Origin of the sequence: Microbacterium sp. (genome assembly GCF_031179285.1) — a bacterium.
In the GTDB taxonomy this organism is placed as follows: Bacteria; Actinomycetota; Actinomycetes; order Actinomycetales; family Microbacteriaceae; genus Microbacterium.
In genome coordinates this window covers 1-25,474 of sequence record NZ_JAPSHY010000021.1, presented here as the reverse complement: position 1 = coordinate 25,474, position 25,474 = coordinate 1, and the positions used below count along the sequence as shown (strand labels likewise).

Below are 25,474 nucleotides of genomic sequence, written 5' to 3'. Positions count from 1 at the left end.
GCGCGTCAGGCGTCCCGCCTGCGGGCGAGAGCTGCGGCATGGGAACGACTGGTGGCGCCGAGCTTGGCCAGCACGTTCGAGACGTGCGTCTTGACCGTGGGCACCGAGATCCCGAGACGATGCGAGAGCTGCGCGTTGGACCACCCCCGAAGGATGCCGTCGAGCACCTCTCGCTCCCGGGCGGTGAGGCCGGGAAGCGACTCACCCACCCGGCCCCCGTCGGCGGGTTCGGCCGGCACGTTCGAGATGGCGGCGAGCGCACGCCGAGTCACCCGCGCATCGAGCACTCCCTCTCCTGCGGCGACCGTGCGCACCGCCTGCACCAGCGACTGCGCATCGGCCGTCTTGAGCAGGAACCCCGCGGCTCCGGCGCGAATCGCACCGAACACCAGTTCGTCCTCGTCGAAGCTCGTCAGCACGAGCACCTCCCCGTAGCCGCGTTCGACGATCTCCCTCGTCGCCGAGACGCCGTCGCGCCCCGGCATCCGCAGGTCCATCAGCACGACGTCCGGCCGGAGCGCGGCGGCGTTGCGCACCGCGATGTCGCCGTCCGCCGCTTCACCGACCACGACGAGACCGTGGGATTCGAGCATGATGCGCAGCGCCTCGCGGATCGCGCTGTGATCGTCGGCGAGCAGCACGCGGGGAGCGTCCGAGATCATGCGTGCACCTCGGCGGGAAGCTCCGCCCGCACCGACCAGCCGCCGTCGATCGGTCCGGCGAAGAACGAGCCACCGAGGGCACTCACCCGCTCGGTGAGCATGCTGAGGCCCCAGCCGTTGCCGGCGTAGTGCGCCCGTGCCACCGGCTCTCCGCCGCGTGACTCGACACTCACGCGAACCTCGTCACCGCCGTTCGCGACGACCGACACCTGCACCTCGGCACCCGCGGCGTGCCGCACGCAGTTCGCCAGCGCCTCGCGTACCACCCGCACGATCGCCTGCTCGGCAGCCGCCGACACCGCGCCGTCGCCCTGGCGGTGAAGTTTCACATCGAGACCCGCCCTCCTGCCGTCGGCGACGATCTGCTCGAGGTCGTCGAGCCGGAGCATCGGCACCAGCTCGTCGCCGCCGTGACGGAGCACGGCGATCATCGATCGCAGTTCGGCGTGGGCGGCGAGCCCGGCGTCGCGCACGGCCCGCAGTGCCGAGCGATCGGCCGCCTCGGCGGGCGGCGTCGAGAGGGCGGCCTCCGCCCGGATGGCCATCGCCATCACGTGCCCGGCCACCGCATCATGAAGCTCCCGCGCCATCTGCTCGCGCTCCCGCCGCACGGCTTCGTCGCGGTCGCGGTCGGCGGCACGCATCGCATCCTCTGCCCGCTGCCGGTGCAGCCCGGTCAGCTCGTTCGCCTGCGAGACGGCCACCGCCCACCAGTAATCGGTCCCGAGCATCGCACCCATCTGCACCGCCAGCAGCAGGGCGATGGCTGCCGTGGCATCGGCGAAGGAGAGCGCGAAGACGAAGGTCAGCGCCGTGGCGACGGCGATCGCGAGCAGCAACCGGGTCCTGACGCGGGGTCTGGCCACCACGACGGCGAGCCAGAAGACATCGAGCAGCACGATGAGCGGACCGAGGCCGCCGACGGTGACGAGGTCGACGACGAAGAGGGCGGTCGCTGCAGCGAGCGTGAGCATGGGCGCCCGCCGCTTGCCGAGAACCAGCACGGTGGCCGGAAGAGCCGTCACCAGAGTCCACCACGGCGACACCGGCTCGGACATCACCGAGAACACGTCCCAGACGCCGTCGAAGCCCAGCGCCGCGGCAAGAACGCAGAACACCGCGATGGCGGCGGCGGTGAGCCCGTCTGCGTGCCGCCTGCACCAGACCCGCAGGCGCGCGGCCGTGTGCTCATCCATTCCCTCATGCAATCACGCGGTGCGCGTATCCGCATCCGACGAAGGGATGAGGCGCTGATCGCGACCTTCGCCCGATCCGCCAGAGCGCGATGCCGCACACAGTGGAACCATGGAAATCCTCGCCGGTGCGCCGCTCGCCCTCGCCCTCGTCGTGCTCGCCCTCGTCGACGGCCTGAGCGTCGGCACGCTGCTCATCCCTGTCTTCCTGCTGCTGAGTCCCGGGCGCGTGCGCGGAGGGCGGATCGTGCTGTATCTCGTGACGATCGCCGGGTTCTATCTCGTCGTGGGGCTGCTCTTCCTCTGGGGTCTGGTGAACCTCGTCGATGTCGCGAGCGACTTCCTCAGCTCCCCCGCAGGCGTCACCGTGCGCCTCCTCGTCGGGGTGGGCCTGATCATCGCGGCGTTCTCGATCCCATCCTCCAAACCCAAGGCGCCGGTGGATGCCGGGCGCAATGCTCACGGTCTGGCTGAGACCGCCGGGGCGTCGACGTCGTCGCTGAACGCGGTGACGCCGGCGGGGCACGGTACCGGCGTCGACCAGCAAGTGCCGGCGCGTCCCGGGCGGATCGTGCGCTGGCGTGAACGCCTGCTGGATCCGAAGACGTCGCGGGGCGTGGTGATGGGCGTCGCGATCGCCGCCGGCGCCGTCGAGGTCGCCACGATGCTGCCCTACATCGTCGCGATGACGATGCTGGCGGATGCCGGCATCGACGTCGGCCTGCGCATCCTCGCGCTGGTCGGGTACTGCCTGCTGATGATCCTCCCCGCATTGGTGCTGCTCGCGCTGCGCATCGTCGCCGCCCCCCTCGTCGCTCGTCCGCTGGAGCGATTCGCCGCATGGATGGAGCGCACCGGCGCCGAGAACACCGCGTGGATCATCGGGATCATCGGATTCCTCATCGCACGCACTGCCGCGAACGAGCTCGGCCTGTTCGAGGCGCTGTCGAACCTCGCAGGCACCTGAGACGGTTAGGCTCGACGGGTGCGTCTCGTCATCGCCCGCTGCTCGGTCGACTACTCCGGTCGGCTCAACGCCCATCTGCCGCTCGCCACGCGCCTGCTCGTGCATAAGGGCGACGGGAGTCTGCTCGTGCACTCCGACGGCGGCAGCTACAAGCCGCTGAACTGGATGAGCCCGCCCTGCCGATTCCAGAGCGAGGTTCCGGGTGAGGAAGAAGCCAGCGCCGGCGTCACCGAGGTGTGGCGCGTGACCCATCAGAAGACCGGTGACGCGCTACGCGTGCAGATCTACGAGGTCGTCCACGACTCCACTCACGAACTGGGCGTCGACCCCGGCCTTCAGAAGGACGGCGTCGAAGCCGACCTGCAGCGCCTTCTCGCCGAGCAGGTCGATCTGATCAGTGAGGGGGCGACCCTCGTGCGCCGTGAGTTCCCGACGGCGATCGGCCCGGTGGATCTGCTGGTCAGGGATGCCGCGGGTGCCGCCATCGCGGTCGAGGTGAAGCGCCGGGGCGACATCGACGGCGTCGAGCAGCTCACGCGATACCTGGAACTCCTGGGGCGCGACCCGCACCTCTCCCCTGTTCGTGGCGTGTTCGCCGCACAGGAGATCAAGCCGCAGGCGCGCGTGCTGGCCGAAGACCGCGGCATCCACTGCCTCGTCCTCGACTACGACGACATGAAGGGCATCGAGTCGGGGGTACCCCGGCTGTTCTGAGGCCCTGCCGTCGCGGCCGTAGGCTGGACATATGCCTCGATCCCCCTTCTCCTGTGTGCTGTGGGACGTCGACGGCACCATCGTCGACGCGTCCGTCGGCATCCTCCGTCGCCTCGATGTGGCGCTGACGCATTTCGGCCGGCCGGCGCCGACGCGGGAGGAACTCGTGCACTGGATCGGTCCACCGATGTTCCAGTCGTTCCAGGATCAGGCGGGGATGACGCCGGAGCAGTCGTCCGAGGCCGTCGCCTTCTACCGCACGCTCGGCAAGGCGGATGGGTACACGACGGATGCCGCCACCTACCCGGGAGTTGCCGAACTCATCCACGAACTGCACGCGGCAGGGGTTCCGCAGGCGACCGCGAGCTCGAAACCGGAGTTGCAGGTCGACGCGCTCGTCGACCACTTCGGGCTGCGGCCGGCGTTCCTCGCGACCGTCGGCTCGACCCCCGATGAAGTGACGCTGGCCTCGAAGGCCGACATCGTCGTCGAGGCGCTGCGGCGCCTGGCCGAACGCGGCGCCGACGTCTCCAGCCCCGTGCTGATCGGCGACCGTCACCACGACGTCTCAGGCGGCGCTGCCAACGATGTGCCCGTCATCTTCGTGGAGTGGGGATTCAGCGAGCCGCACGAGGGCGATGACGCGGCCTTCCGCGTGGCGACCGTCGATGAGCTGCGCGCACTGCTGCTGACCTGAGACGGTCGCTCACAGCACGAACGCACCGACGTCAGCGCGCGAGGTCAGCCGCTGGAAGCACAGAACTCCCCGCCGGAGGTCGCGGCGAGCGCGCCTCCGGTCAGGGAGTTCTTGTGTTGTTCGTCCTCAGAGAGGACGGATGTTCTCAGCCTGCAGGCCCTTGGGGCCCTGCGCGACATCGAACTCGACTCGCTGGTTCTCATCGAGAGACCGGTAGCCGGATGATTCGATGGCGGAGTAGTGCGCGAAAACGTCAGCGCCGCCGTCGTCGGGGGAGATGAAGCCGAAGCCCTTCTCCGAGTTGAACCACTTGACCGTGCCCTGGGTGCTCATGTACTGCCTGTTCTGCTGGTGAAGAAGCCGACGCAGGTATGCCCCGACACCGCTAACGCTAGTGGAGCGGTGCCTGAGGGCAATAGCTCTCGTCAGAAGGTGATCCAAATGTTGCATGAGCGTTTTCGCGTCCTGCGACACCGCGTGGTATGCGCGGCGGCCGAACGTCGCCCGGAAAATTGTGTGGCCCTCACCGCGGGGGGAGCGATGAGGGCCGAAGACGACCGGAGGGTGCGTCCGGTACAGCCTAACCATATTTCGGAAACCGTGTCCCCCATTTGGGGGACATTTCGCGAAAAAAGTGAGAAGATGAACGACAGCGGCCCCCTCGAATAGCCCATTGGGGACTGAACTACTCGAGAGGGCCCAATCGCATGCACGGATCGCCTGGCCTCTGGGGAAGGCCGACCGTCGTCTGGGGTGAGACGGAGACGATCAATCCCCTTGTGCATGCACCTTCACCATAGGGGAGACAGGCGGTCTCGTCCACGGTTTGATTCCGGACGACGGGACCGTTGAAGGTGGGGAACTGATCCGCGAGGATCGCAGGTTTCGGGAGAGACAGAGCGCACAGCACGGATGATCATCCGGCGCCCTGCTCCCCCGAATCCGCGGATCGCCACGTTCGCGTGCCGGCGCGATCGCTAGCCTGGTCGGGTGACCATGCTGAACAAGGACATGACGCTGTGCATCTCGCTGTCGGCGCGGCCGAGCAACAACGGGACCCGGTTCCACAACTTCCTCTACGAGGCGCTCGAGCTGAACTGGATCTACAAGGCGTTCGCTCCCACCGATCTCTCCCTGGCGATCGCCGGGGTCCGAGGGCTCGGCATCCGCGGGTGCGCCATCTCGATGCCCTACAAGGAAGACGTGATCGCGCTCGTCGACCGCATGGACCCATCGGCGACGGCGATCGACTCGGTGAACACGATCGTCAATGACGACGGCGTGCTCACGGCCTACAACACCGACTACTCCGCCATCGCGCGACTGATCGAGCGCAACGGCCTGGATACCGCGTCGCCGGTGCTGCTTCGCGGTTCCGGCGGAATGGCGAAGGCCACGGCCGCAGCATTCCGTGACGCCGGATTCTCCGACGTCACGCTCCTTGCCAGGAACGAAACCGCGGGGCGCGCGCTGGCGGGACTCTACGGCTTCCGTTGGATGCCGGAGCCGGGCGATGCGACCGCCGAGATCCTCGTGAACGTGACGCCCATCGGGATGGCAGGCGGTCCCGAGGAGCACGCGCTGTCGTTCTCCGAGGAGGCGATCGCGGCGGCATCCGTCGTCTTCGATGTGGTGGCGCTCCCGGCCGAGACGCCGCTCGTCGCCGCCGGGCGGGCCGCGGGCAAGACGGTGATCAGCGGCGCCGAGGTCGCCACCCTGCAGGCGCTCGAGCAGTTCGTGCTGTACACCGGCATCCGCCCCGACGAGGAGCAGGTGCGCGCCGCGGAGGAGTTCATGCGCGCTCCCCAGGTGTGACCCGCACGGTCGGGCGCACCCCTGGCGAGTGATCACGATGTGTCGACCCGCTGCGGGATGCTCGGCACGCCGGTGAGAGTGGCCGCACGACAAGACGATCGATGACTCGCTGGGCGTCATGGATCTCACCACGCACCATGCGCCGCTCGACGATGCGCCGGGGCTCTACAGCACCTTCCAGCAGAAGGAGGATGCCTGCATCAAGGTGGTGCTGCACCCCGAGGCGGCATAACGGTCGTCGGGTGGGCGTCGCGCCGGCGCCCACCCCGGTGATCGTCAGTCGAAGCGGGCCGACACGTCGGAGGCGATGGCGGCCGCTTCGGACCGTGCGTCGGCGAGGCGTCCGGCGTCGTCCTCGAGGTCGCTGATCACCGAGGGATCAGCATCGTGCTTTCGCGCGATCTGCAGGTTCGCCCGTAGGTTGATCGACGCGCCGGCGATCCCCGTGCTGAGGGTCTCCGCGGCGATGGCCAGATCGGCACCCAGGTGCGGGTTCGCGAAGCCCTCGATCGATCTCAGCTCCTCCAGCAGCCCGAGCCCGACCGCACCGAGGGCCGCCGATGACCGGGCGGCATCGATCGCGGCATCCCTCACGCGCGTTTCGCGCTGCGGATCGTCGGCGGGCAGGGCGAGGGCGGCGCCGAACGCGGCCGAGTGGGCGCCGTCGGCCTCGGCGGCATCCAGTGCCTCCTGGCGGCAGCGCGCGAGCCTCCCAGCCGCCTGGGTTGCTCGCGGGTCGTCGGTGTACTCGGCGACCATACGCAGCAGTGCGGCGGAAAGGCCGAGGATCACGCCAGACGCGGCCCCGCCGCCCGGGTCACCACCGGGCTGCGCGAGGCGGGCGAGCCATCCGTCCAGCGGAGTCGACGTCGGAACGGACGGAGCCTCGGTCATTCGGCCGTGCCGTCCCGGCGCGAGACCGCCCGGGTCACTCGGTGCCGTCCCGGAGGTCTCGCGGGGCGTCGCCGCTGTGGCCGCCGTCGTCCTCGGGGGCGAGGTCGCCCTCTCCGTCCTCTCCGATCTCGGCGTCGAGGGGGTCGTTGCCCTGCGATTCCGGCTGCTCGACGTCGGTCGGGAAGGTTCCGTCGGTCGGGTCCTCACCGGATTCGACCAGGTCTTCCTCTTCCGGCAGCGCCGGATCCTCGCCACTGGCGAAAGCCTCGGGGTTCGACATCGCGTGCTCCTCTCATCGGGAACACCCAGACTGGGCCGGATGCCGCTCGAAGGCAGGACCGTTGACAGAAGCGGGTGGTGCGGCTAACTCGCCGAGACGGCCGGTGCGGCGGTGGAGGCACGCACGATCAGCTGCGAGTCGAGCGTGGCGAGCGGGCCGATCGCGATCCCGGAGATGGCCTGGAGAAGGAGGTCGACGGCGAGCGTGCCGCATCGTTCGATCGGCATCCGGACCGTCGTCAGACCCGGGGTGACGGCGCCGGCGAGGTCGATGTCGTCGATTCCCACGATGCTGATGTCGGCGGGGCATTGACGACCGAGTTCCGACATCCCGGCCTCGAGTCCCAGCGCGACCAGGTCGTTGTAGGCGACGACGGCCGTGGCATCGCTGGCTGCGGCGAGCGCCGCGGCGGCGCGCCCGCCCTGAATGGACGCGGCCTGGTGGCTGAGACGCGTGAGCTGGATGCCGTGGCGTTCGCACCCCCGCGAGATCGTGTCGAACCGGCGGGCGTCCGCCCACGAGCCCCGCGGCCCTGACGCATAGGCGATGTGCCGGTGCCCCAGGGCGACGAGGTGCTCGACGGCCTGAGTCGGCCCGTGTTCGGTGTCCATCACCACGCAGGGCGCCCCATCGATCTGACGGTTCACGACGACGTGCGCGGTGCCCCCGACGAGCGCGAGCACGTCGGCGTCAGGCAGCCGCGGTGAGCACAGCAGGATGCCGTCGAGCTTGCGTGCCTGTTCCATCTGCTCGCGCTCGCGCCGAAGATCCTCATCGGCGTCGAACAGCACGATGCGGTGGCGGCCGTGCCATGCCTGACCCTGGATGGCCTTGAGCAGCTTCGCGTAGACCGGGTTGGCGATGTCGGGGACGATCACGCCGAGCGTGCGGGTCGCGACGCTGGTCTGCGGATTCGAATAGCCGAGGTCGACGGCCGCCTGCAGCACGCGCTCGAGCGTTCCGCCCGCAAGCCGATCTGGTTCGCCGAACGCTCGTGACGCGGTCGCGATGGACACGCCAGCCCGCCGTGCCACGTCCGTCAGTGTCGCTGCCACGTTCGCCTTCCGCCTCGCCCTGTCTCTATGATCGTGCATCCCAGTGTGAAACGTCTTGACAAGTTTGTACAACTGATACATCATCGTTTACATGACGATCATCGCCGATCACCGTTCGCGGAGCGACGTGCAGCACGGAGGCACCGCGTGAGCCCCGTGGCACCGGCCCTGCGCCGTGGCGCTTCCGGCACGTCGACGCCCGTGGCCGACCCCGACCGTGCCGGCATCCTGCACCTCGGCCTCGGCAGCTTCCACCGGGCGCACCAGGCGAGCCACACGGCCGCAGCTCTCGCCGGCGCCGGCGGAGACTGGGGCATCATCGGGGTCGCCTCGCGCTCCCGCTCGATCGTCGATGCGATGCACGCGCAGGACTTCCTCTATTCCGTCGCCACCATCGACCCGGAGCGCACGTCGCTCACGGTCCCCGGCGTGCACACCGATGCCTTCGTCGGCGCCGAGCAGCCCGAGCGCGTCGTGGCGCACATCGCCGATTCCGGCATCCGCATCGTCACGCTCACCGTCACCGAGAACGGGTACAGCTACTCCGCCTCGACACAGCGTCTCGACCTCGACGACCCGACCGTGCGGGCCGACCTGACCGGCGCTCCCCCGAAGTCGACGATCGGCCAGCTCGCCCGCGGGCTTCAGGCCCGAGCATCGGCCGGTGGCGACCCGATCGCCATCGTCAGCTGCGACAACCTCTCCGCCAACGGCGCCCACACCGAGAAGCTGGTACGCGCGTTCCTCCATGCACTCCCCCGCGGCGAAGGCGACGACACCCTGGCGTTCCTGGACCGGTCGGTCTCGTTCCCCTCCAGCATGGTCGACCGCATCGTGCCGTCGACGACCCCTGAACTGCGCGACCGCGTCAGCACCCTCCTCGGTGCTCGTGATGAGATCCCCGTTCCGGCCGAACCCTTCACGATGTGGGCCATCGAAGATCGATTCGCAGGGGGCCGCCCGGCGTGGGAGGCGGGCGGGGCGGTGTTCACGAGCGAGGTCGGCCGCTACGAGCAGATGAAGGTGCGCCTGCTCAACGGCACGCACTCCCTCATCGCCTACCTTGGTGCCCTTCGCGGCGTGGGCACGATCCCCGAAGCCATCCGTCTCGACGACATCGCCGACGCAGCACTCACCGTGCTCCGCAACGAGTACGAGCCGTCGATCGAGATGCCGAACGGCGTCGACATCCGGGAGTACGAGGCCCAGCTCTTCGATCGCTGGGGCAACTCGGCGCTCGGCCACCGCACCAGCCAGGTGGGGACGGACGGCTCCGTCAAGCTCCGCCAGCGCATCCCGGAGCCGGCTTTGCGCGCCCTCCGTGAGGGCGAGATGCCGCATCTGATCGCCCTGACGGTCGCCGGGTACCTGGCCTGTCTCGCACCTCTCGCCGGCTTCGACCCCGGCCCGCACGCCGCGGCGATGACGGATGCTGCACGCGAACGCCTGTCGGAGCTGCCCGCTACGTCACGCAGCGGCGGCGATCTCGCCGCGCGTGTGATCACCGGGCTGCAGCTGTTCGGTGATGAACTCGCGGAGCAGGATGCGTTCGTCGCGCGCGTCGGCGAGCTGATCGACATGATCCGACGCCGAGGCGTCGGCGCCGCGATCGCCGATGCCGTCGCGGCATCCCGGATCCCTATGAAGGAGATGCAGCCATGAAGGCTCTCGCCATCCACGGCAAGGAAGACCTCCGCTGGGAGGATCGCGAGATCCCGGCCCCCGGCGAGGGCGAGATCCGTCTGCGCGTGAGCTACGTCGGCATCTGCGGATCCGACCTGCACTACTACTTCCACGGCGCGAACGGCGAGTACACCATCCGCGAACCGCTCACCCCCGGGCACGAGCTCTCGGGCGTGGTCGACCTCGACCCCTCCGGCCGCCTCGAGCCGGGAACGCCAGTGGTCGTGCATCCCGCGCGCTACGGCCCCGTGATCACCGGACTGGAAGACCACCCGCACCTCCGCGCCGGCGGGGACTACCTCGGCAGCGCTGCGGCGACCCCTCACCGGCAGGGCGGAGCGTCCGAGTTCCTGATCGTCGAAGACCACATGGTCCGTGCACTGCCGGCCGGCCTGCCGCTGAAGCGGGCAGCCCTCGCGGAACCGCTGGCAGTCGCCCTGCATGCGGTGGGCCTGGCCGGTGAGATCGCGGCCCGGCGGGCACTCGTGATCGGCGCCGGTCCCATCGGCCTGCTCGTCGTCGCGGCAGCGGCGCACGCCGGCGCCGGCGTGGTCGGGGCGAGCGATGTGCGTGCCGAACCTCTCGACCGCGCCAGGGCACTCGGTGCGACCGAGGCCGCGCTGGTCGGCCGCGACACGATCGACGACGAGTCGTACGACGTGGTCTTCGAGTGCTCCGGGGTCGGACCCGCGCTCACCCAGGCGATCCGCGCGACGCGCCGCGCCGGAACGATCGTCCAGGTCGGCATGCTTCCGAACGCCGACACCGGTGTGAACCTCGCTCCGCTTCTCGCCAAGGAGCTGACGATCCGCGGCGCCTTCCGCTTCTCCACCGAGATCGACGACGCCGTCAGGATGCTGGCCGAGTCGGACGCTCTCGATCCCATCGTCTCTCACGTCGTCCCGGCATCCGATGCCGTTCAGGCGTTCCAGCTCGCCCGCGACTCGTCCGCCTCGGCGAAGGTCCTGCTGGCTCTCTAGCGAAACACCACCACCCCTGCCCCGCGGCCGAGCCGCATCCGACGCATTCACCCCCGTCCTGGTCCGAAGGAGTACCTCCCATGTCAGAACTACAGACGACGGCCACGGCCGCTGACCCCGCCGCGAAGAGGTCCGTCCGCGACCTCGTGCGCGCCGCTGTCTCCGGATGGCTCGGCACGGCGCTGGAGTTCATGGACTACCAGCTCTATTCGCTGGCGGCCGCGCTGGTCTTCGCCGATCTCTTCTTCTCCAAGGAGGATCCGGCCGTCGCCGTGGTCGCCGCGATGGCCACGTACGGCGTCGGCTACGTCGCCCGTCCGGTCGGCGCGTTCTTCTTCGCGCGCCTCGGTGACAAGACCGGTCGCACGAAGGTGCTGTTCTATACGATCCTCCTGATGGGGCTCGCGACCACCCTCATCGGCGTGCTGCCGACATACTCGCAGGTGGGTGTCCTCGCGCCGATCCTGCTCGTGCTGCTCCGCATCGCGCAGGGCTTCGGAGCCGGTGCCGAGATCTCGGGCGCCGGGGTCATGCTCGCCGAGTACGCACCGGCGAAGCGCCGTGGCATCATCGCCTCTCTGGTCGCCCTCGGCACCAACTGCGGCACGCTGCTGGCTTCGGGCATCTGGGCGATCCTGCTCGTCGCCTTCAGCGAGCAGGAGGTCATCGACTGGGCGTGGCGCATCCCCTTCATCGGCAGCGCGGTGATCATGCTCTTCGCCATCTGGGTGCGCTTCAGCCTCAAGGAGACCCCGGTCTTCGAGGAGCGCACCGACGTCGTCGACGGCAGGGCCCTCTCCAAGGCCGAGACGATCCAGCTCGCCACCGAGACCGGCGACGTCCGCACCCTCGAGTCGATGCAGCGCAAGCCCTGGAAGGCGTTCGCGATCGCGCTCCTACTGCGCTTCGGTCAGGCCGGCAACTCCGGCATGATCCAGACGTACCTCATCAGCTACATCACGGTCGTCCTGCTGCTGGACCGTTCGATCGGCGTCAACGCCGTCATCGTGTCGTCTCTCGTCGCTTTCATCACCGTTCCGCTGTCGGGCTGGCTCGGCGACCGCTTCGGCCGCAAGCGCATGTACATGATCTGGGCGATCATCGCGCTCATCGTCATCGTCCCGACGATGCTGATGATCAGCAGCAAGGACACCGTGCAGGTCTTCGTCGGCTACGTGGTGCTGCACAACCTCGCTGTGATGAGCTTCGCGTCGCTCGAGAACCTGACGCTGCCCGAGCTCTTCGGCTCCCGCAACCGGTACACCTACACGGCCATGGCGCGTGAGATCGCGGCCATCGTCGCCACCGGTGCAGGCCCCGTCATCGCAGCCGCGTGGGTCTCCGCCGTCACCGGTTCGTTCATCCCGATCATCATCATGCTCGTGGTCTTCACGCTGTGCGCGCTCTTCGCCTCGATCTGGATGCCCGAGGTCGCCGGCCGCGACCTCACCGACCCCCGCGACGCGATCTGACCGACGCACCGACCGGGTGCGGTCGCCCGAACGGCCGCACCCCCTTCCTTGAGGAACGACATGACCATCGAACTCGTCGACGTGATCATCACCAGCCCGGGACGCAACTTCGTGACGCTGAAGATCACGACCTCCGATGGCGTCGTCGGCTGGGGTGACGCCACGCTCAACGGCCGCGAGCTCGCGGTCGCCTCCTACCTCTCCGACCACGTCGCCTCGACGATCGTCGGGCGCGATGAGGACCGCATCGAAGACACCTGGCAGTACCTCTACCGGGCGCCGTACTGGCGCCGCGGCCCCGTCACGATGGCGGCCATCGCGGCGGTCGACATGGCCCTGTGGGACATCAAGGCCAAGAAGGCCGGGATGCCGTTGTACCAGCTGCTCGGCGGCGCCAGCCGCGAGGGGGTGCGTGTCTACGCCCACGCCTCCGGCACCGACTACGCCGCACTCTCCAACGCCATCACCGGGTACAGGGAGCTCGGCTTCACCGCGGTGCGGGTGCAGACCGGCGTGCCGGGGCTCGGGCAGATCTACGGCGTCTCGGCGGCCGGCCCGGGTGTGCGCTACGACTACGAGCCGGCGAAGCGCTCCGGCGACCGCCCGGCCGAGGAGACGTGGGACACCCGCAACTACCTGAACCACATGCCCGGCGTCTTCGCGCAGATCCGGGAGGAGTTCGGCAGCGACCTGCGCGTCCTCCATGACGGTCATCACCGCATGTCGCCGATCGAAGCGGCGCGGTTCGCCAAGGACATCGAGCCGTACGACCTGTTCTGGCTCGAGGACTGCACGCCCGGTGAGGATCAGACGGCGCTGCGTCTCGTTCGCCAGTATTCGACGACTCCGCTCGCCATCGGCGAGGTCTTCAACTCCGTGTACGACTATCAGACCCTCATCACCGAGCGGTTGATCGACTACGTGCGGTCCGCCGTCACCCACACCGGTGGCATCACGGCGATGAAGAAGCTGCTCGACTTCGCGGCGATCTACGGCATCAAATCCGGCATCCACGGCCCCACCGACATCTCCCCCGTCGGCATGGCCGCGGCCCTTCACCTCGACCTCGCGATCCACAACTTCGGCATCCAGGAGTACATGCCGCACAACGAGCAGACGCTCGAGGTGTTCCAGACGTCGTACACCTTGGATCGAGGCTTCCTTCACCCCGGCGAGCTGCCCGGTCTCGGAGTCGAGCTCGACGAGCAGGCGGCGGCCGCCCACGAGTACACCAAGGCGTACCTTCCGGTGAACCGACTCCTGGACGGGACCGTGCACGACTGGTGAGACGCGTCGCGTCGCCTCCCGCCGCTGAGGTTCAGGCGACGTCGAGGATGCCGCGGTCGAGCGCCTCGCGCGCCACGACCTTGTACCCCTGCTGCTCGAAGAAGACCGTCATCCGGTCATCCTCCACACTGACCACGGTGCCGGCTCCCCATTCGGCGTGGTGCACGGCGTCATCAGGATGCAGGTCGTCGTCGTTCCGGTCATTCGGAGCCGAGGCCGCGCCGGTCGCGTCACCGGCCGCGTCGGCGGCATCGCAGCGATCGCATGCCCCGCACGCGTCGGGAGCGTCGACGCCGAAGTAGTCCAGCAGAGCGATCCGCCGACAGCGCACCGCCTCGGCATACCCGCGCATGACCGCGATGCGGGACTCGCGGATGCGGCGCTGCGCGTCCTCCTCTTCTCGCACGGCGTCGACGACCTCGTCGCGAGTGCGACCCGATCGGGCGGCGAAGCCTGCGGCCGTCGAGGTGGCGGCGCCCACAGTGACGAGCGCACCCAGGATGCGGGAGGCCGTGCGGGCCGAGAGCCCGGCTGTCTCGCCGACCGCCTTCGCCCGCACGCGACCAGATGCCTGGTTCAACGCCGACCACACGGCCTCCACCTGTGCGGGCTTCGCCCGGCCCGCGGCGAAGAACGACCGCAACGAGAAGTCCTCGGGCCGGTAGTGCAGCACCGCGCGTGCAGGCTGACCGTCGCGCGCCGCGCGACCGATCTCCTGAGCGTAGGAATCGAGCGACTCGGTGACGTCGGCGTGGGCGACGAGGCGCACGTCGGCCTTGTCGATTCCCATGCCGAAGGCCGAGGTCGCGACGACCACGTCGAGCCTGCTCGCCGACCAGGCGTCGTGCACGGCATCCCGCGCCTTCGCGCTCATCCCGCCGTGGTACGCGGCCGTGCGCCGACCGCGTTCGTCGAGCTTCGCGGCGTACTCGTCGGTCTCGCGCCGGGTCGCGACGTAGAGCAGGCTCGGCCCCGCCTCAGCCGCCACCTCGTCGACGACGGCCCTGCGCTTGGCAGCATCGTCTTCATGACGGCGGACGGCGAGGTGGATCTCGGGTCGATCCATTCCCCGGATCTCGAGATGCGGATCGCGCATGCCCAAGCGCTCGATGATGTCGGTGCGCACCGGAGTCGACGCGGTGGCGGTGAGCGCGAGGATCGGCGGGTGGCCGAGTTCCGCGACAGCATCACCGATGCGCGCGTAGTCCGGGCGGAAATCGTGACCCCACGCCGAAACGCAGTGCGCCTCATCGACGACGAGCAGTCGCACGTCGGCATCCGCCACCCGCCGCAGCACGTCGTCGCGGGTGAGCTGCTCGGGCGCCAGGAAGGCGTAGACGGGTTCGCCGCTCTCGATCGCCGCCCACGCCGCGCGCTCTGAGCGGGCCGACGACCGGGAGTTGAGCGCGACGGCCGCGGGGGCGTCGGGGGCCGCGTCGATGGATGCGACTTGATCGCGCTGAAGAGCAAGCAGTGGCGAGATGACAAGGGTCACGCCGCCGCGCTCGAGACCGGCGATCTGGTAGACGGCCGACTTGCCGGCTCCGGTCGGGAAGACGACGAGCGTGTCGCGACCGCCGGTCACCGAAGCGATCGCCTCGGCCTGGCCGGGGAGGAGGGTGTCCCAGCCGAACGCCTCGCGAGCGGTCCGTCGAGTCTCGGCGAGGGTGGGAGTCGTGCTCACGCGGAGGCGCCCTTCGGGTCATGTGGCGGGGAAGCCTCCACTCAACCTCGGCGTGCGAGAGCGCGCGAGGACCTTGACCTCACCGGGGTGGCGCGATAAGTCCCAGCGCTTTTCCGAATTCCTAGGGGCGCAGGTGTCAGCCGATTCTCACCAGCGAGAACGCGTAGATCGACGGGGCGCCCTCAAGATCGAGCTGCACCTGCATCCCCGTCGCACGGGTCGTGACATCGAACGCGATCGTCTCGTTGGCGCACTCGACCGGCTCCGCAGACCCGACGCCGCCCACTTCGCCCGCCGTGACGGTGATCTCACCATCTCCGCGGCACGCGACCTGCGCCTGATACGACCCGGGCTCGAGGGACTGGAACTTCGACATTCCATGGGCGGAGTTCTCGCCCATCCACCCGGAGAGAGCGCCGGCGTACCCCTCCGCGTCTGAGCCGACCACGGACGCCTCTGCCCAGGTCTTGATGTCGGCGACCGGTATCGGCAACAGGGCCTCGTCGGCATCTGCGGCGGCGGATGGCTTGGCGGCGGGCGGCCCGGCGCTTCGAGCCGAGGGTGAAGGCGATCCCGAGCCGTCGGCATCCGTCGGTGCACCAGTGCAGCCGACGACGACGATGCCTGCAGCGACGAGGATCGTCGCGGCGATGGGTCTGGCGCGGCTCATGCAGTCACGCTACCCGGGCCGCGCCCGGTCGCGGATCAGTGCTGAGCACCGACATCACGATCGCGTCGACCCACTCGCCGTCCCAGCGGAGCGCATCTCGCAGCCGGCCCTCGACGATGAACCCGGCCTTCTCGTAGGAGCGCTGCGCCCGCGGATTGAAGGCATACACCTCCAGAGACACTCGATGAAGGCCCAGCGCCGAGAACGCGTGATCGAGGACGAGGCCCGTGGCCTCGGTGCCGAAACCCTGTCCGAGATGGTCGGCGAGCAAGGCGATGCGGAAGTTCATGGCCGCGTTGTCGTCGTCGAGTTCGTTGAGCACGACTTCGCCGATGTACTCCCCTGTTCCCGCGTGGAGGATCGCCCAGTCGGCGCGGTCCGCTGCTGTTCCGATCCGTCGCAGGTGCGTGACGACGGTCTCGCGATCGAACTGCGCCGTCGTTCCGGTGAGCCGTGCCGACTCCTCATCCTGCAGCCCGGTCCACAGCGGCTCGAAGTGTTCGGGCCCGAGCGGCACCAGTGTCACCCGGAGGCCCTTGAGCGTCGCGAGCTCCCGCAGGGCCCCTGCCCGTGCATCCGACGTGAGATTCGACATCGTCGTTCCTTTCCTCTCCCCGGGCGAAAGCACGGTGGGCGTGCTCGTCGTGCGAGCCGACGATACCAAGTGACGCGACATCGGATGCCGGCATCCGCTCCTCCGGTCTCTCCTTGTCAGGCGATGATGGGCACTGACGACCCCGATCGAAGGATGACACCATGACGCTCGACCTCCGCGGCGGAACCGCCCTCATCACGGGGGCGAGCTCGGGGCTGGGCGTCGAGTTCGCTCGTCGCTTCGCCGCGCGCGGCTCCCATCTGGTGCTCGTCGCGCGCCGAGCCGACCGCCTGGAGGCGCTGGCGACGGAGCTTCGCGCATCGGCGCGCGTGAATGTCGAGGTCATCCCCGCCGACCTCGCCGTGCCCGGCGCGGCGCCGGCGCTGGCCGACGAGATCGCGCGTCGCGGCATCCGCATCTCCTCGCTGGTGAACAACGCCGGTTTCGGAACGCACGGCCCCTTCGATCTGGCCGAGCCCGATCGGATGGTGCAGGAGATGCAGCTCAACGTCGGAACGCTCGTGGAACTGTCGAGACTGTTCATGCCGCAGCTGCTCGAGGGGAACGGCGCCTTGGTCACGGTCGCGAGCATCGCGGCGTACCAGCCGACCCCCGGCATGGCCGTCTACGGCGCGACCAAGGCGTTCGTGCTGCACTTCACCGAGGCGCTCTGGGCCGAGGCCCGGGGGACCGGGCTGCGGGTGCTCGCGCTGAGCCCTGGGTCGACCAAGACCGAGTTCTTCGACGTTCTCGGCGGCAGTCTCGGGTCGACCGGTCGGCAGCAGACGGCAGAGCAGGTGATCGACACCGCGTTCCGCGAGCTGGACAGGAAGAACAGCCGCCCAAGCGTCGTCTCGGGTCTGAGCAATCACCTGGCCGCGCTCGGAACGAGACTGCTCACGCGGCGAGCGCTCACCCTGACGAGCAGCTGGGTACTCGGCGAGGTGCGGATGCGGAGGCGCGGGCCGGCGTGATCCGATGCCGGTGCAGCCGGCATCCGGGCGAAGCGAGTCGCCTACGGTGTCAAAGCGGGGCCGACTGCGGCGTCGACAGCGGCAGCCACGTGGATGGCCGTCGTCGGGAAGACGGGCACCGGGCTGTCCGCCTGCGTGAGGAGCAGTTCGATCTCGGTGCACCCGAGGATGATGCCTCCGGCTCCGCGCTCGACGAGCCGGTCGACGACGCGCTGGTACGCCGCCCGGGACTCGTCGCGGACGATGCCGTGCACGAGTTCGTCGTAGATCACCCGGTGGACGAGTGCTCGATCATCCTCGTCCGGGACGGAGACGTGGATGCCGTGCGATTCGATGCGCTCCCGGTAGAACGCCTGCTCCATCGTGAAGGCCGTGCCGAGCAGACCCACACGCGAGACGTCGGCCGCGCTGATGGCGGCCGCGGTGGCGTCCGCGATGTGGAGGACCGGGATGTGCAGGGACTCCTCCACGCGCTCGATCACGATGTGCATGGTGTTGGTGCAGAGCACGAGCAGGTCGGCTCCGGCATCCTGCAGGCGGCGAGCGCGCACTGCCAGCAACTCCCCCGCGGCTGCCCAGTCGCCGGCGCTCTGCAACGCTTCGACCTCGGCGAAGTCCAGCGAGTCGAGGAGGATCGGGGCTGAGTGGAACCCACCGAGGCGGTCCCGCACGAACTCGTTCGCCAGCCGGTAGTACTCGGCAGTCGATTCCCAGCTCATCCCGCCGAGCATCCCGATCGTCTTCATCCGTCGTCCTTCCGTGTCGCCGCGATATTCGCGCCGGACCTGATTCTGCCAGACCGCTTCTCGGTGCCACCTCTAGCCGCCTGGCCATCGGACCGCAAGGGTCAGCCGAAACATCCGGCGCGCGTGTAGCACTGGAGGAGGGGAGTCAGGGACCGGAGGGCGGAGCATGACCACTGAGACCAGCGGACGGGATCGAGACGCGCGCAACACCCCGGATGCCGAGCATCCTGACAAGCCGGACTCTCCGGACGAGATCGAGAAGCGTTCCTGGAAGTACGTCGCCCAGAAGACGATCCGGGAGTTCTCCTCCGACCAGTGCACCGACATCGCGGCGGCGCTGACGTACTACTCCGTGCTGTCGCTGTTCCCCGGGCTGATCGCCGTCTTCTCGCTGCTCGGCGTCCTGGGCCAGGGGAAGTCCGCAAGCGACGCGGTGCTCGGCATCATCGAACAGGTCGCGCCCGGTGATACAGCGGATGCCGTGCGGGGGCCGATCGAGCAGATCGCGAGCTCTCCGGCGGCAGGGTTCGCGCTCATCTCGGGAATCGTGCTGGCGGTGTGGTCGGCGTCCGGCTACGTCGGCGCGTTCAGCCGCGCCATGAACCGCATCTATGAGATCGAGGAGGGGCGCCCCTTCTGGAAGCTCAAGCCGCAGCAGCTGCTGGTGACGATCATCGCCATCGTGCTTCTCGTGGTCGCAGCGATCATCCTCGTCGTGTCGGGGCCGGTGGCGGATGCCGTCGGCGACGCGCTCGGGGTGGGAAACGTCGCCCAGACCATCTGGTCGATCGCGAAATGGCCGGTGCTTGCCTTCATCGTCGTGCTCATCGTCGCGATCCTCTACTACGCGACGCCCAATGCGAAGCAGCCGAAGTTCCGGTGGATCAGCATGGGCGCCCTGCTCGCCATCATCGTTCTCGCCATCGCGACGTTCGGGTTCGGCTTCTATGTGGCCAACTTCTCGAACTACGACCGCACGTACGGGTCGCTCGCGGGAATCATCGTGCTGCTCCTCTGGCTGTGGATCTCGAACCTCGCGCTGCTCTTCGGTGCCGAGTTCGACGCCGAACTCGAACGCGGACGTCAGCTGCAGGCCGGCATCGCAGCGGAGAAGGACATCCAGCTGCCACCGCGTGACTCGCGCAAGAGCGACAAGGCGGCGGAGAAGGAGGCGAAGGACGTCGCCGAGGGTCGGAGGATTCGCGAGCAGCATGCGGATGATGGCGGGTCGTAGCTGCGATCACCCCGCGCCTGTAACGAGGAAGAGCCGGTCCCTCTCGGGCCCGGCTCTTCGTCGCTCTGTGTGCGCGAGGGGGGACTTGAACCCCCACGTCCATAAGGACACTGGCACCTGAAGCCAGCGCGTCTACCATTCCGCCACTCGCGCGAGTGTCTCGCTCCGGAGAACTCAACTTCACGAGGATATCACGCGTTTTCACGGCCACCCAACGCACCCAGCATCCCCTCGCAGCATCCTTCCGGCCCGCGAGAAACAGCATCCGACATGAGAAACGTCCGCCGACGACGTTTCTCATGCAGAAAGCCATGTCTCGCCGCCGAGGCGAGCCCGCACGGCGCGCGAATCCCCCGCGCAGAGCGACCCGAAAGGCGTTCATCCAGGACACCTGGCTACGATGTCCCTACCGGTCGGCATGCCAGAGGAGCCCAGTGGGACTACTTGACAGCTTTGAGAAGGGTCTCGAGCGCGCTGTGAACAGCGCGTTCGCGAAGACCTTCCGCAGCGGCATCCAGCCTGTGGAGATCGCGTCGGCGCTGCGACGCGAAGCCGACACGAAGGCGGCTGTGGTCAGCCGCGACCGCATCATCGCGCCCAACCGGTACGTCGTGCGCCTGAGCGCCGACGACGCCGAGCGGATGCGGGGGCTCGGCGGTGCGCTCATCGACGAGCTGCATGCGCTGCTCAGCAAGCACGGCAGCTCGCAGGGCTACAGCTTCGCCGGCCCGCTGACCATCGTCCTCGAGCCCGACGAGAAGGTATCGACCGGCACCGTGCGCGTGAGTTCGGGCAGCGTCGAGAGCCGCGTGAGCTGGCAGGCCGTGATCGAGGTCGACGGCCGCCGTCACACCCTCACCCGGGCCCGCACCGTGATCGGCCGCGGCAGCGACGCCGACATCACCATCGGCGACGCCGGATCCAGCCGCAAGCACGCCGAGGTGCTGTGGGACGGCGAACGCGCCATGATGCGCGACCTCGGCTCGACCAACGGCACAAAGGTGAATGGCCAGAAGGTGCGCGAGGCAGCCCTGCCGACCGACACCACCATCACCATCGGCCGCACCGACCTCGTCTTCCGCATCGTCCCCGTCGCGAATCACTCCCGGCCGAGCGACGACTCCACGCGATCGTTCGGGGTGATGCCGTGAGCGAGCTGGTCCTGCTTCTCCTGCGCATCGGGTTCCTCCTGCTGCTGTGGTTCTTCGTGTTCGGCGTCGTCTACTCGCTGCGCGCCGATCTCTTCGGCGTGCGCGTGCGCAAGCTCCCCGCCGACGCCGCGGCCGCAACGCCGGCAGCTGCCCCGGCAGCATCCGTGAAGCCGGCCTCCGCGAAGCCGACCACTACCGGGCCCGCCACGGTCGCGACCGCCAAGCGTCTCGTCATCACATCCGGCCCGAAAGCAGGACTCGAGCTTCCGCTGGGAACGGACTCGCTGACGATCGGCCGCTCCAGCGAGTCGGCGCTCGTCATCCGCGACGACTACACGTCCAGCCACCACGCGCGCCTGCTGCTGCGGGGGGATGTCTGGGCCATCCAGGATCTCGACTCGACCAACGGCACCTTCGTCGCCGGCCAGCGCGTGACCGGATCCCCCGTCGGCCTCGCCCTCGGCACCCCCGTCAAGGTGGGCGCCACGACCTTCGAGCTGCGAGCCTGACACCGGCATGGTCTTCGAAGGCTCGAGCGCCGCGATCTCCCACACCGGGAAGGTCCGCTCCAACAACCAGGACTCGGGATACTCCGGAGCCAACCTGTTCGCCGTCGCCGACGGCATGGGCGGCCACGCGGGTGGCGACGTCGCGTCGAGCATCGCGATCCAGCGGCTCGAACCGCTCGATCAGGCCTTCACGTCGACCGAAGACGCGCAGGCGTCACTGCAGGCAGCCGCCACCACCGCCGCCGCCGACCTGATCCGCGCTGCCAAGGAGCGCCCAGAGCTCGCGGGGCTCGGCACCACCGTCAGCGCGATCATCATGGTCGACGAGTACGCCGTCATCGGCCACATCGGCGACTCGCGGATCTATCTCTACCGTGACGACGCCCTCACGCAGATCACCGCCGACCACACCTTCGTGCAGCGGCTGGTCGACTCGGGCCGCATCACACCGGAAGAGGCCCGCTACCACCCGCGCCGTTCGGTGCTGATGCGGGTGCTCAGCGACATGGACTCCGACCCCGAGCTCGACATGTTCGTCATGCCGACGATGCCGGGAGATCGCTGGCTGCTGTGCTCCGACGGCCTCTCCGGCGTCGTCGACGAAGCGCACATGCTCAAGGCAATGCGCCTGGGCATGGCGCCAGGCCGCACCGCCGACAACCTGCTCAAGCAGGCCCTCGACGGCGGTGCGCCCGACAACGTCACCATCGTGATCGTCGACGTCGGCGGCCAGCATCCGCTCTCGTCGGGCACGCCCACGATCGTCGGCTCCGCCTCGAACCCGACCGGTGTCATCGTGCCGCCGGTGCGGCCCGCGCGCCCGAGCTGGCTGCATCCGGTGCGACAGGCCGCCAACGAGCCGAGCCACTTCGAACCGGCCGCCGAGTATCTCGAAGAGCTCATCGAAGAGGATCGTCGACGCGCCAGACGCCGCCGCTTGGGCTGGATCGCCGGGATGCTGGTGGTGCTGGCGATGCTCGCGATCGCGGCCTTCGCCGCCTACAGCTGGACCCAGACCCGCTACTTCATCGGCGCCGACGACGACAGCGTGGTCATCTTCCAGGGTGTGCAGCAGAACCTCGGCCCGATCACGCTGTCGACACCGCTGACCGACACCGAGATCCTCCTCGCCGACCTGCCGCCGTACCAGCGGACGTCGGTCGAGCGCACGATCACCGCGCGCTCCCTCGCCGATGCGGAGGCCATCGTCGAACGGCTGCGCGTCGGCGCCGACGCGAACATCATCGATCAGACGCCGCTGCCCACGCCGCTGCCCACCGAGACCCCGGCGGGAGGCACGCCATGAGCACGGACGTCACGGCCGACACCAGCGTCATCAAGGCGCTCAAGCGGTTGCGGATGCCGCAGACGCAGCGCAACCGGGAGTTCTGGCTGCTGCTGTTCGCGTGCGCGCTCAGCGGCGCGGCGCTCACGCTCGTGCAGCTCGGGGCTCTCGGCCGGATCGATCCGATGATCCTCTTCATCGGCGGCGGGCTCGCAGTCCTCGCCTTCGCCCTGCACTTCGTCCTCCGCTTCGTGGCGCGGGACGCCGACTCGTTCGTGCTGCCGATCGCGACGCTGCTCACCGGTCTCGGCATCGCGATGATCTACCGGATCGACCTCGCGAAAGACCTCACCGGCTGGAACGCGTACTCGACCAAGCAGCTCGCCTGGACGGCGATCTCGCTGATCGGCGCGATCACGGCGGTGATCCTGCTGCGCAACTACCGCATCCTGTTCCGCTACACGTACGTCTTCGGCCTCACCGGTATCGTGCTGCTGCTGCTGCCATTCGTTCCGGGCCTGCGCATCCCCGACGCCAACGCCGCGGTCTGGGTCTCGCTCGGCGGCAATTTCGCCTTCCAGCCCGGCGAGCTGGCGAAGATCTGCCTCGCGATCTTCTTCGCCGGCTACCTGGTGCGCACCCGCGAGAGCCTCACCTCGGTCGGCACGCGATTCCTCGGCATCACCTGGCCGCGGATGCGCGAACTCGGCCCGGTGCTCGTGGTGTGGGGCATCTCGCTCGGCATCATCGTCTTCCAGCGCGACCTCGGCACCGGAACGCTCATCTTCGGCATGTTCGTCGCGATGCTGTACGTCGCGACGGGCAAGACCAGCTGGGTGCTCATCGGCCTGGCGCTCGTCGCCGCCGGGGTCGCCCTGGCCACTCAGATCCTCAGCTACGTGCGCGGCCGCTTCATCAACTGGCTGTTCCTGTTCGACCCGAATCAGGTCGATCCCGAGAACGCGGGCTACCAGCCGATGCAGGGCCTGTTCGGCCTCGCCCACGGCGGGCTCATGGGCACCGGCTGGGGCCAGGGCCGCCCCGAGGTGACTCCGCTCGCCCACAGCGACTACATCATCACCAGCCTCGGCGAGGAGATCGGCCTGATCGGCCTGTTCGCGATCCTGGTGCTCTACATGGTGTTCGTCAGCCGCGGGATGCGGATCGGGCTGACCGGGCAGGACGACTTCGGCAAGCTGCTGTCGACGGGCCTGGCGTTCACGATCGCCCTGCAGGTGTTCATCATGGTCGGCGGTGTCACCCGGGTCATTCCCCTCACCGGCCTCACCACGCCGTTCCTCGCCGCCGGCGGATCGTCGCTCGTGGCGAACTGGCTCATCGTCGCTGTGCTGCTGCGCATCTCGGACGCCGTCCGCTCCCAGCCCCGGGTGGTGATCGGATGACCCTTCGACAAGCTCAGGGTCAGCTCTGCCTCTCGATGGCATCGATGAGGGCACGAGGTGGTGTGTGATGACGAAAGAACTCCGCCGGCTCAGCATCGTGATGCTGTTCATGTTCGTGTCGCTGTTCGCCGCCGCGAGCTGGATCCAGGTCGTCGAAGCCGACACCCTGGCCCAGAACAGCAACAACAAGCGCACCCAGCTCGACAGCTACGAGATCCAACGCGGGTCGATCATCGTCGACGGTGTCAGCATCGCCACCTCCACACCGAGCGACGACCGGTACCAGTTCCAGCGCGTGTACACGGATGCCGCCATGTGGGCTCCCGTGACCGGGTTCTTCAACCCCGCGCTCGGCTCTGCCACCGGCATCGAGGGTGCGATGAACGCCGACCTGTCCGGCACCGGATCGAATGCCTTCTTCGCCGAGATCGAGCGCCTGCTCTCGGGTCAGCCGCAGACCGGGTTCAGTGTGGAGCTGTCGCTGAACACCGCAGCGCAGCGTGCGGCCTACGATGCGCTTCAGGGCCTCGAGGGCGCCGTCGTGGCGATCGAGCCGAAGACCGGCCGCATCCTCGCGATGGTGTCGACGCCCGGCTTCGACACGAACCTGATGGCCACGCACGACGCGAACGCCGCGAACGCGACCTACGAGGCACTCGACAACGATCCGGCGAAGCCGCTGTCGAACCGCGCCATCGCGGGCGACCTCAACCCGCCGGGATCGACGTTCAAGGTTCTCGTCGCCGCCGCCGCGTACGCGAGCGGCGACTGGACGCCGGAATCGACGCTGCCGAATCCCGCGCGCTACCAGCTCCCCGGCTCCAGCAACACGGTCTCGAACGCCTGGGGCGGCACGTGCGGCCCGGGTGACACGGTCACGATCGCCGAGGCGATCAGGCTCAGCTGCAACATCCCGATGGCCGAGCTCGCCGTCGAGCTCGGTGACACGCGGATCCTCGAGATGGCGGAGAAGTTCGGCTTCAATCGCAGCTTCGAGACGCCCCTCGCCTCGACGCCCTCGAGCTACCCTCGCGCGCTCGACGATGCGCAGACCGCGCTCACCGGCTTCGGCCAGGGCAAGGTGACCGCGACGCCGCTTCAGATCGCGATGGTGGCGGCGGGGCTTGCGAACGACGGCGTCGTGATGAACCCGCGAATGGTGGATGCCGTCATCGGCAACGACCTGTCGGTGCTCCGCGCCTTCGAGAACACGGAGTTCGGCCGCGCGGTCGACGCGGAGATCGCCGACGAGGTGACCTCGGCCATGGTGGCGAGCGTCTCTACCGGGGCTGCGCAGGGTGCAAGAATAGACGGGATCGACGTGGCCGGAAAGACCGGAACAGCAGAGAACGGCAGCAGGCCGCATACGTTGTGGTTCACCGGCTTCGCGCCGGCGAACGACCCGGCGGTCGCAGTAGCGGTAGTCGTCGAAGACGGCGGCGGACAGGGACAATCCGGATCCGGCGACTCCATCGCCGCTCCGATTGCGAAGAAGGTCATAGAGGCGGTGCTGGGCAGATGAGG

Annotated in this window: 25 protein-coding genes and 1 tRNA gene; 15 read left to right on the top strand and 11 right to left on the bottom strand. The window is 68.7% G+C overall.

Features of this window, described 5'->3' with window-relative positions; all coding sequences use genetic code 11:
* Window positions 1–5: 5 nt before the first annotated feature.
* Together RIN18_RS12930 and RIN18_RS12925 are read right to left on the bottom strand one after the other, a co-directional pair.
* Window positions 6–662, bottom strand: a complete 657-nt coding sequence (locus tag RIN18_RS12930; RefSeq protein WP_309104390.1) for a response regulator transcription factor — start codon at window positions 660–662, stop codon at window positions 6–8.
* Window positions 659–1,858: a histidine kinase gene (locus RIN18_RS12925; protein ID WP_309104389.1), complete on the bottom strand. Its 1,200-nt coding sequence runs from the start codon at window positions 1,856–1,858 to the stop codon at window positions 659–661. The genes RIN18_RS12930 and RIN18_RS12925 overlap by 4 nt, the downstream gene beginning before the upstream one ends.
* A gap of 109 nt (window positions 1,859–1,967) precedes the next feature.
* Here RIN18_RS12925 and RIN18_RS12920 point away from each other — a divergent pair, with 109 nt between their 5' ends.
* The 3 genes from RIN18_RS12920 to RIN18_RS12910 are packed head-to-tail and all read left to right on the top strand — an operon-like array spanning window position 1,968 to window position 4,233.
* Window positions 1,968–2,822 (top strand): GAP family protein, encoded by an 855-nt coding sequence (locus tag RIN18_RS12920; protein ID WP_309104388.1) that lies wholly within the window; start codon window positions 1,968–1,970, stop codon window positions 2,820–2,822.
* Window positions 2,823–2,840: 18 nt separating this feature from the next.
* A complete protein-coding gene (gene nucS / locus RIN18_RS12915) occupies window positions 2,841–3,536 on the top strand; it encodes an endonuclease NucS (RefSeq protein WP_309104387.1) in 696 nt (231 codons plus the stop codon).
* Between the two features lie 31 nt (window positions 3,537–3,567).
* A complete protein-coding gene (locus RIN18_RS12910) occupies window positions 3,568–4,233 on the top strand; it encodes an HAD hydrolase-like protein (protein WP_309104386.1) in 666 nt (221 codons plus the stop codon).
* A gap of 126 nt (window positions 4,234–4,359) precedes the next feature.
* Here RIN18_RS12910 and RIN18_RS12905 read toward each other — a convergent pair whose 3' ends face one another.
* Window positions 4,360–4,566 carry a cold-shock protein gene (locus RIN18_RS12905; protein ID WP_046014597.1) on the bottom strand — a complete coding sequence of 69 codons (207 nt, stop codon included), beginning with the start codon at window positions 4,564–4,566 and terminating at the stop codon, window positions 4,360–4,362.
* Window positions 4,567–5,223: 657 nt separating this feature from the next.
* Between RIN18_RS12905 and RIN18_RS12900 the strand changes: the two genes are divergently transcribed.
* Window positions 5,224–6,048, top strand: coding sequence for a shikimate 5-dehydrogenase (locus tag RIN18_RS12900; protein WP_309104385.1), 825 nt, complete (start codon window positions 5,224–5,226; stop codon window positions 6,046–6,048).
* Window positions 6,049–6,324: 276 nt separating this feature from the next.
* Here RIN18_RS12900 and RIN18_RS12890 read toward each other — a convergent pair whose 3' ends face one another.
* The 3 genes from RIN18_RS12890 to RIN18_RS12880 form a co-directional block, all read right to left on the bottom strand.
* On the bottom strand, window positions 6,325–6,942 hold the full coding sequence (locus RIN18_RS12890) for a cyclodeaminase/cyclohydrolase family protein (RefSeq protein WP_309104384.1): 618 nt from the start codon (window positions 6,940–6,942) through the stop codon (window positions 6,325–6,327).
* 34 nt (window positions 6,943–6,976) lie between these two features.
* Entirely contained in the window at window positions 6,977–7,222 is a 246-nt protein-coding gene (locus RIN18_RS12885) for a hypothetical protein (RefSeq protein WP_309104383.1), read from the bottom strand.
* 83 nt (window positions 7,223–7,305) lie between these two features.
* Window positions 7,306–8,277: a LacI family DNA-binding transcriptional regulator gene (locus RIN18_RS12880; protein ID WP_309104382.1), complete on the bottom strand. Its 972-nt coding sequence runs from the start codon at window positions 8,275–8,277 to the stop codon at window positions 7,306–7,308.
* A gap of 147 nt (window positions 8,278–8,424) precedes the next feature.
* Here RIN18_RS12880 and RIN18_RS12875 point away from each other — a divergent pair, with 147 nt between their 5' ends.
* The 4 genes from RIN18_RS12875 to manD all read left to right on the top strand — a co-directional run bounded on the left by RIN18_RS12875 (window position 8,425) and on the right by manD (window position 13,699).
* Entirely contained in the window at window positions 8,425–9,939 is a 1,515-nt protein-coding gene (locus tag RIN18_RS12875; RefSeq protein ID WP_309104381.1) for a mannitol dehydrogenase family protein, read from the top strand.
* Complete coding sequence (locus RIN18_RS12870; protein WP_309104380.1) at window positions 9,936–10,940, top strand: L-idonate 5-dehydrogenase; 1,005 nt, start codon at window positions 9,936–9,938, stop codon at window positions 10,938–10,940. Before RIN18_RS12875 ends, RIN18_RS12870 begins: the two co-directional genes overlap by 4 nt.
* 80 nt (window positions 10,941–11,020) lie before the next feature.
* Window positions 11,021–12,412 carry an MFS transporter gene (locus tag RIN18_RS12865; protein WP_309104379.1) on the top strand — a complete coding sequence of 464 codons (1,392 nt, stop codon included), beginning with the start codon at window positions 11,021–11,023 and terminating at the stop codon, window positions 12,410–12,412.
* A gap of 60 nt (window positions 12,413–12,472) precedes the next feature.
* Window positions 12,473–13,699, top strand: a complete 1,227-nt coding sequence (gene manD / locus RIN18_RS12860) for a D-mannonate dehydratase ManD (RefSeq protein ID WP_309104378.1) — start codon at window positions 12,473–12,475, stop codon at window positions 13,697–13,699.
* 31 nt (window positions 13,700–13,730) lie between these two features.
* Here manD and RIN18_RS12855 read toward each other — a convergent pair whose 3' ends face one another.
* From RIN18_RS12855 to RIN18_RS12845, 3 genes are all read right to left on the bottom strand, one after another.
* Window positions 13,731–15,383 (bottom strand): RecQ family ATP-dependent DNA helicase, encoded by a 1,653-nt coding sequence (locus RIN18_RS12855; protein WP_309104377.1) that lies wholly within the window; start codon window positions 15,381–15,383, stop codon window positions 13,731–13,733.
* 136 nt (window positions 15,384–15,519) lie between these two features.
* Complete coding sequence (locus tag RIN18_RS12850; protein WP_309104376.1) at window positions 15,520–16,053, bottom strand: hypothetical protein; 534 nt, start codon at window positions 16,051–16,053, stop codon at window positions 15,520–15,522.
* Window positions 16,054–16,057: 4 nt separating this feature from the next.
* A complete protein-coding gene (locus tag RIN18_RS12845) occupies window positions 16,058–16,648 on the bottom strand; it encodes a GNAT family protein (RefSeq protein WP_309104375.1) in 591 nt (196 codons plus the stop codon).
* Window positions 16,649–16,809: 161 nt separating this feature from the next.
* Here RIN18_RS12845 and RIN18_RS12840 point away from each other — a divergent pair, with 161 nt between their 5' ends.
* Window positions 16,810–17,622 carry an SDR family oxidoreductase gene (locus tag RIN18_RS12840; RefSeq protein ID WP_309104374.1) on the top strand — a complete coding sequence of 271 codons (813 nt, stop codon included), beginning with the start codon at window positions 16,810–16,812 and terminating at the stop codon, window positions 17,620–17,622.
* 41 nt (window positions 17,623–17,663) lie between these two features.
* On the opposite strand, the gene RIN18_RS12835 is transcribed toward RIN18_RS12840, so the two are convergent.
* Entirely contained in the window at window positions 17,664–18,368 is a 705-nt protein-coding gene (locus RIN18_RS12835; protein WP_309104373.1) for an aspartate/glutamate racemase family protein, read from the bottom strand.
* Between the two features lie 166 nt (window positions 18,369–18,534).
* Here RIN18_RS12835 and RIN18_RS12830 point away from each other — a divergent pair, with 166 nt between their 5' ends.
* Window positions 18,535–19,602: a YihY/virulence factor BrkB family protein gene (locus RIN18_RS12830; RefSeq protein WP_309104372.1), complete on the top strand. Its 1,068-nt coding sequence runs from the start codon at window positions 18,535–18,537 to the stop codon at window positions 19,600–19,602.
* 70 nt (window positions 19,603–19,672) lie between these two features.
* Here RIN18_RS12830 and RIN18_RS12825 read toward each other — a convergent pair.
* A tRNA-Leu gene (locus tag RIN18_RS12825) sits at window positions 19,673–19,755 on the bottom strand.
* Window positions 19,756–20,036: 281 nt separating this feature from the next.
* Between RIN18_RS12825 and RIN18_RS12820 the strand changes: the two genes are divergently transcribed.
* The 5 genes from RIN18_RS12820 (at window position 20,037) to RIN18_RS12800 (ending at window position 25,472) form a co-directional block, all read left to right on the top strand.
* Window positions 20,037–20,753: a DUF3662 and FHA domain-containing protein gene (locus RIN18_RS12820; protein ID WP_309104371.1), complete on the top strand. Its 717-nt coding sequence runs from the start codon at window positions 20,037–20,039 to the stop codon at window positions 20,751–20,753.
* Window positions 20,750–21,262, top strand: coding sequence for an FHA domain-containing protein (locus RIN18_RS12815; protein WP_309104370.1), 513 nt, complete (start codon window positions 20,750–20,752; stop codon window positions 21,260–21,262). The genes RIN18_RS12820 and RIN18_RS12815 overlap by 4 nt, the downstream gene beginning before the upstream one ends.
* A 7-nt stretch (window positions 21,263–21,269) precedes the next feature.
* Window positions 21,270–22,568: a protein phosphatase 2C domain-containing protein gene (locus RIN18_RS12810; RefSeq protein ID WP_309104369.1), complete on the top strand. Its 1,299-nt coding sequence runs from the start codon at window positions 21,270–21,272 to the stop codon at window positions 22,566–22,568.
* Window positions 22,565–23,950 (top strand): FtsW/RodA/SpoVE family cell cycle protein, encoded by a 1,386-nt coding sequence (locus tag RIN18_RS12805; RefSeq protein ID WP_309104368.1) that lies wholly within the window; start codon window positions 22,565–22,567, stop codon window positions 23,948–23,950. Before RIN18_RS12810 ends, RIN18_RS12805 begins: the two co-directional genes overlap by 4 nt.
* A gap of 67 nt (window positions 23,951–24,017) precedes the next feature.
* The gene (locus RIN18_RS12800; protein ID WP_309104367.1) at window positions 24,018–25,472 is read left to right on the top strand and encodes a penicillin-binding transpeptidase domain-containing protein; all 1,455 of its coding nucleotides are present in this window, start codon (window positions 24,018–24,020) and stop codon (window positions 25,470–25,472) included.
* Window positions 25,473–25,474: the final 2 nt, after the last annotated feature.

Excerpts from the sequence above, each read along its gene's own strand:
- RIN18_RS12925 (WP_309104389.1), bottom strand. The coding sequence starts at position 1,858 with ATGGATGAGCACACGGCCGCGCGCCTGCGGGTCTGGTGCAGGCGGCAC.
- RIN18_RS12870 (WP_309104380.1), top strand. The coding sequence starts at position 9,936 with ATGAAGGCTCTCGCCATCCACGGCAAGGAAGACCTCCGCTGGGAGGAT.
- RIN18_RS12910 (WP_309104386.1), top strand. The coding sequence starts at position 3,568 with ATGCCTCGATCCCCCTTCTCCTGTGTGCTGTGGGACGTCGACGGCACC.
- RIN18_RS12885 (WP_309104383.1), bottom strand. The coding sequence starts at position 7,222 with ATGTCGAACCCCGAGGCTTTCGCCAGTGGCGAGGATCCGGCGCTGCCG.
- RIN18_RS12905 (WP_046014597.1), bottom strand. The coding sequence starts at position 4,566 with ATGAGCACCCAGGGCACGGTCAAGTGGTTCAACTCGGAGAAGGGCTTC.
- RIN18_RS12890 (WP_309104384.1), bottom strand. The coding sequence starts at position 6,942 with ATGACCGAGGCTCCGTCCGTTCCGACGTCGACTCCGCTGGACGGATGG.
- RIN18_RS12840 (WP_309104374.1), top strand. The coding sequence starts at position 16,810 with ATGACGCTCGACCTCCGCGGCGGAACCGCCCTCATCACGGGGGCGAGC.
- RIN18_RS12845 (WP_309104375.1), bottom strand. The coding sequence starts at position 16,648 with ATGTCGAATCTCACGTCGGATGCACGGGCAGGGGCCCTGCGGGAGCTC.
- manD (WP_309104378.1), top strand. The coding sequence starts at position 12,473 with ATGACCATCGAACTCGTCGACGTGATCATCACCAGCCCGGGACGCAAC.
- RIN18_RS12850 (WP_309104376.1), bottom strand. The coding sequence starts at position 16,053 with ATGAGCCGCGCCAGACCCATCGCCGCGACGATCCTCGTCGCTGCAGGC.
- RIN18_RS12800 (WP_309104367.1), top strand. The coding sequence starts at position 24,018 with ATGACGAAAGAACTCCGCCGGCTCAGCATCGTGATGCTGTTCATGTTC.
- RIN18_RS12930 (WP_309104390.1), bottom strand. The coding sequence starts at position 662 with ATGATCTCGGACGCTCCCCGCGTGCTGCTCGCCGACGATCACAGCGCG.
- RIN18_RS12835 (WP_309104373.1), bottom strand. The coding sequence starts at position 18,368 with ATGAAGACGATCGGGATGCTCGGCGGGATGAGCTGGGAATCGACTGCC.
- RIN18_RS12805 (WP_309104368.1), top strand. The coding sequence starts at position 22,565 with ATGAGCACGGACGTCACGGCCGACACCAGCGTCATCAAGGCGCTCAAG.
- RIN18_RS12810 (WP_309104369.1), top strand. The coding sequence starts at position 21,270 with ATGGTCTTCGAAGGCTCGAGCGCCGCGATCTCCCACACCGGGAAGGTC.
- RIN18_RS12830 (WP_309104372.1), top strand. The coding sequence starts at position 18,535 with ATGACCACTGAGACCAGCGGACGGGATCGAGACGCGCGCAACACCCCG.
- RIN18_RS12865 (WP_309104379.1), top strand. The coding sequence starts at position 11,021 with ATGTCAGAACTACAGACGACGGCCACGGCCGCTGACCCCGCCGCGAAG.
- RIN18_RS12920 (WP_309104388.1), top strand. The coding sequence starts at position 1,968 with ATGGAAATCCTCGCCGGTGCGCCGCTCGCCCTCGCCCTCGTCGTGCTC.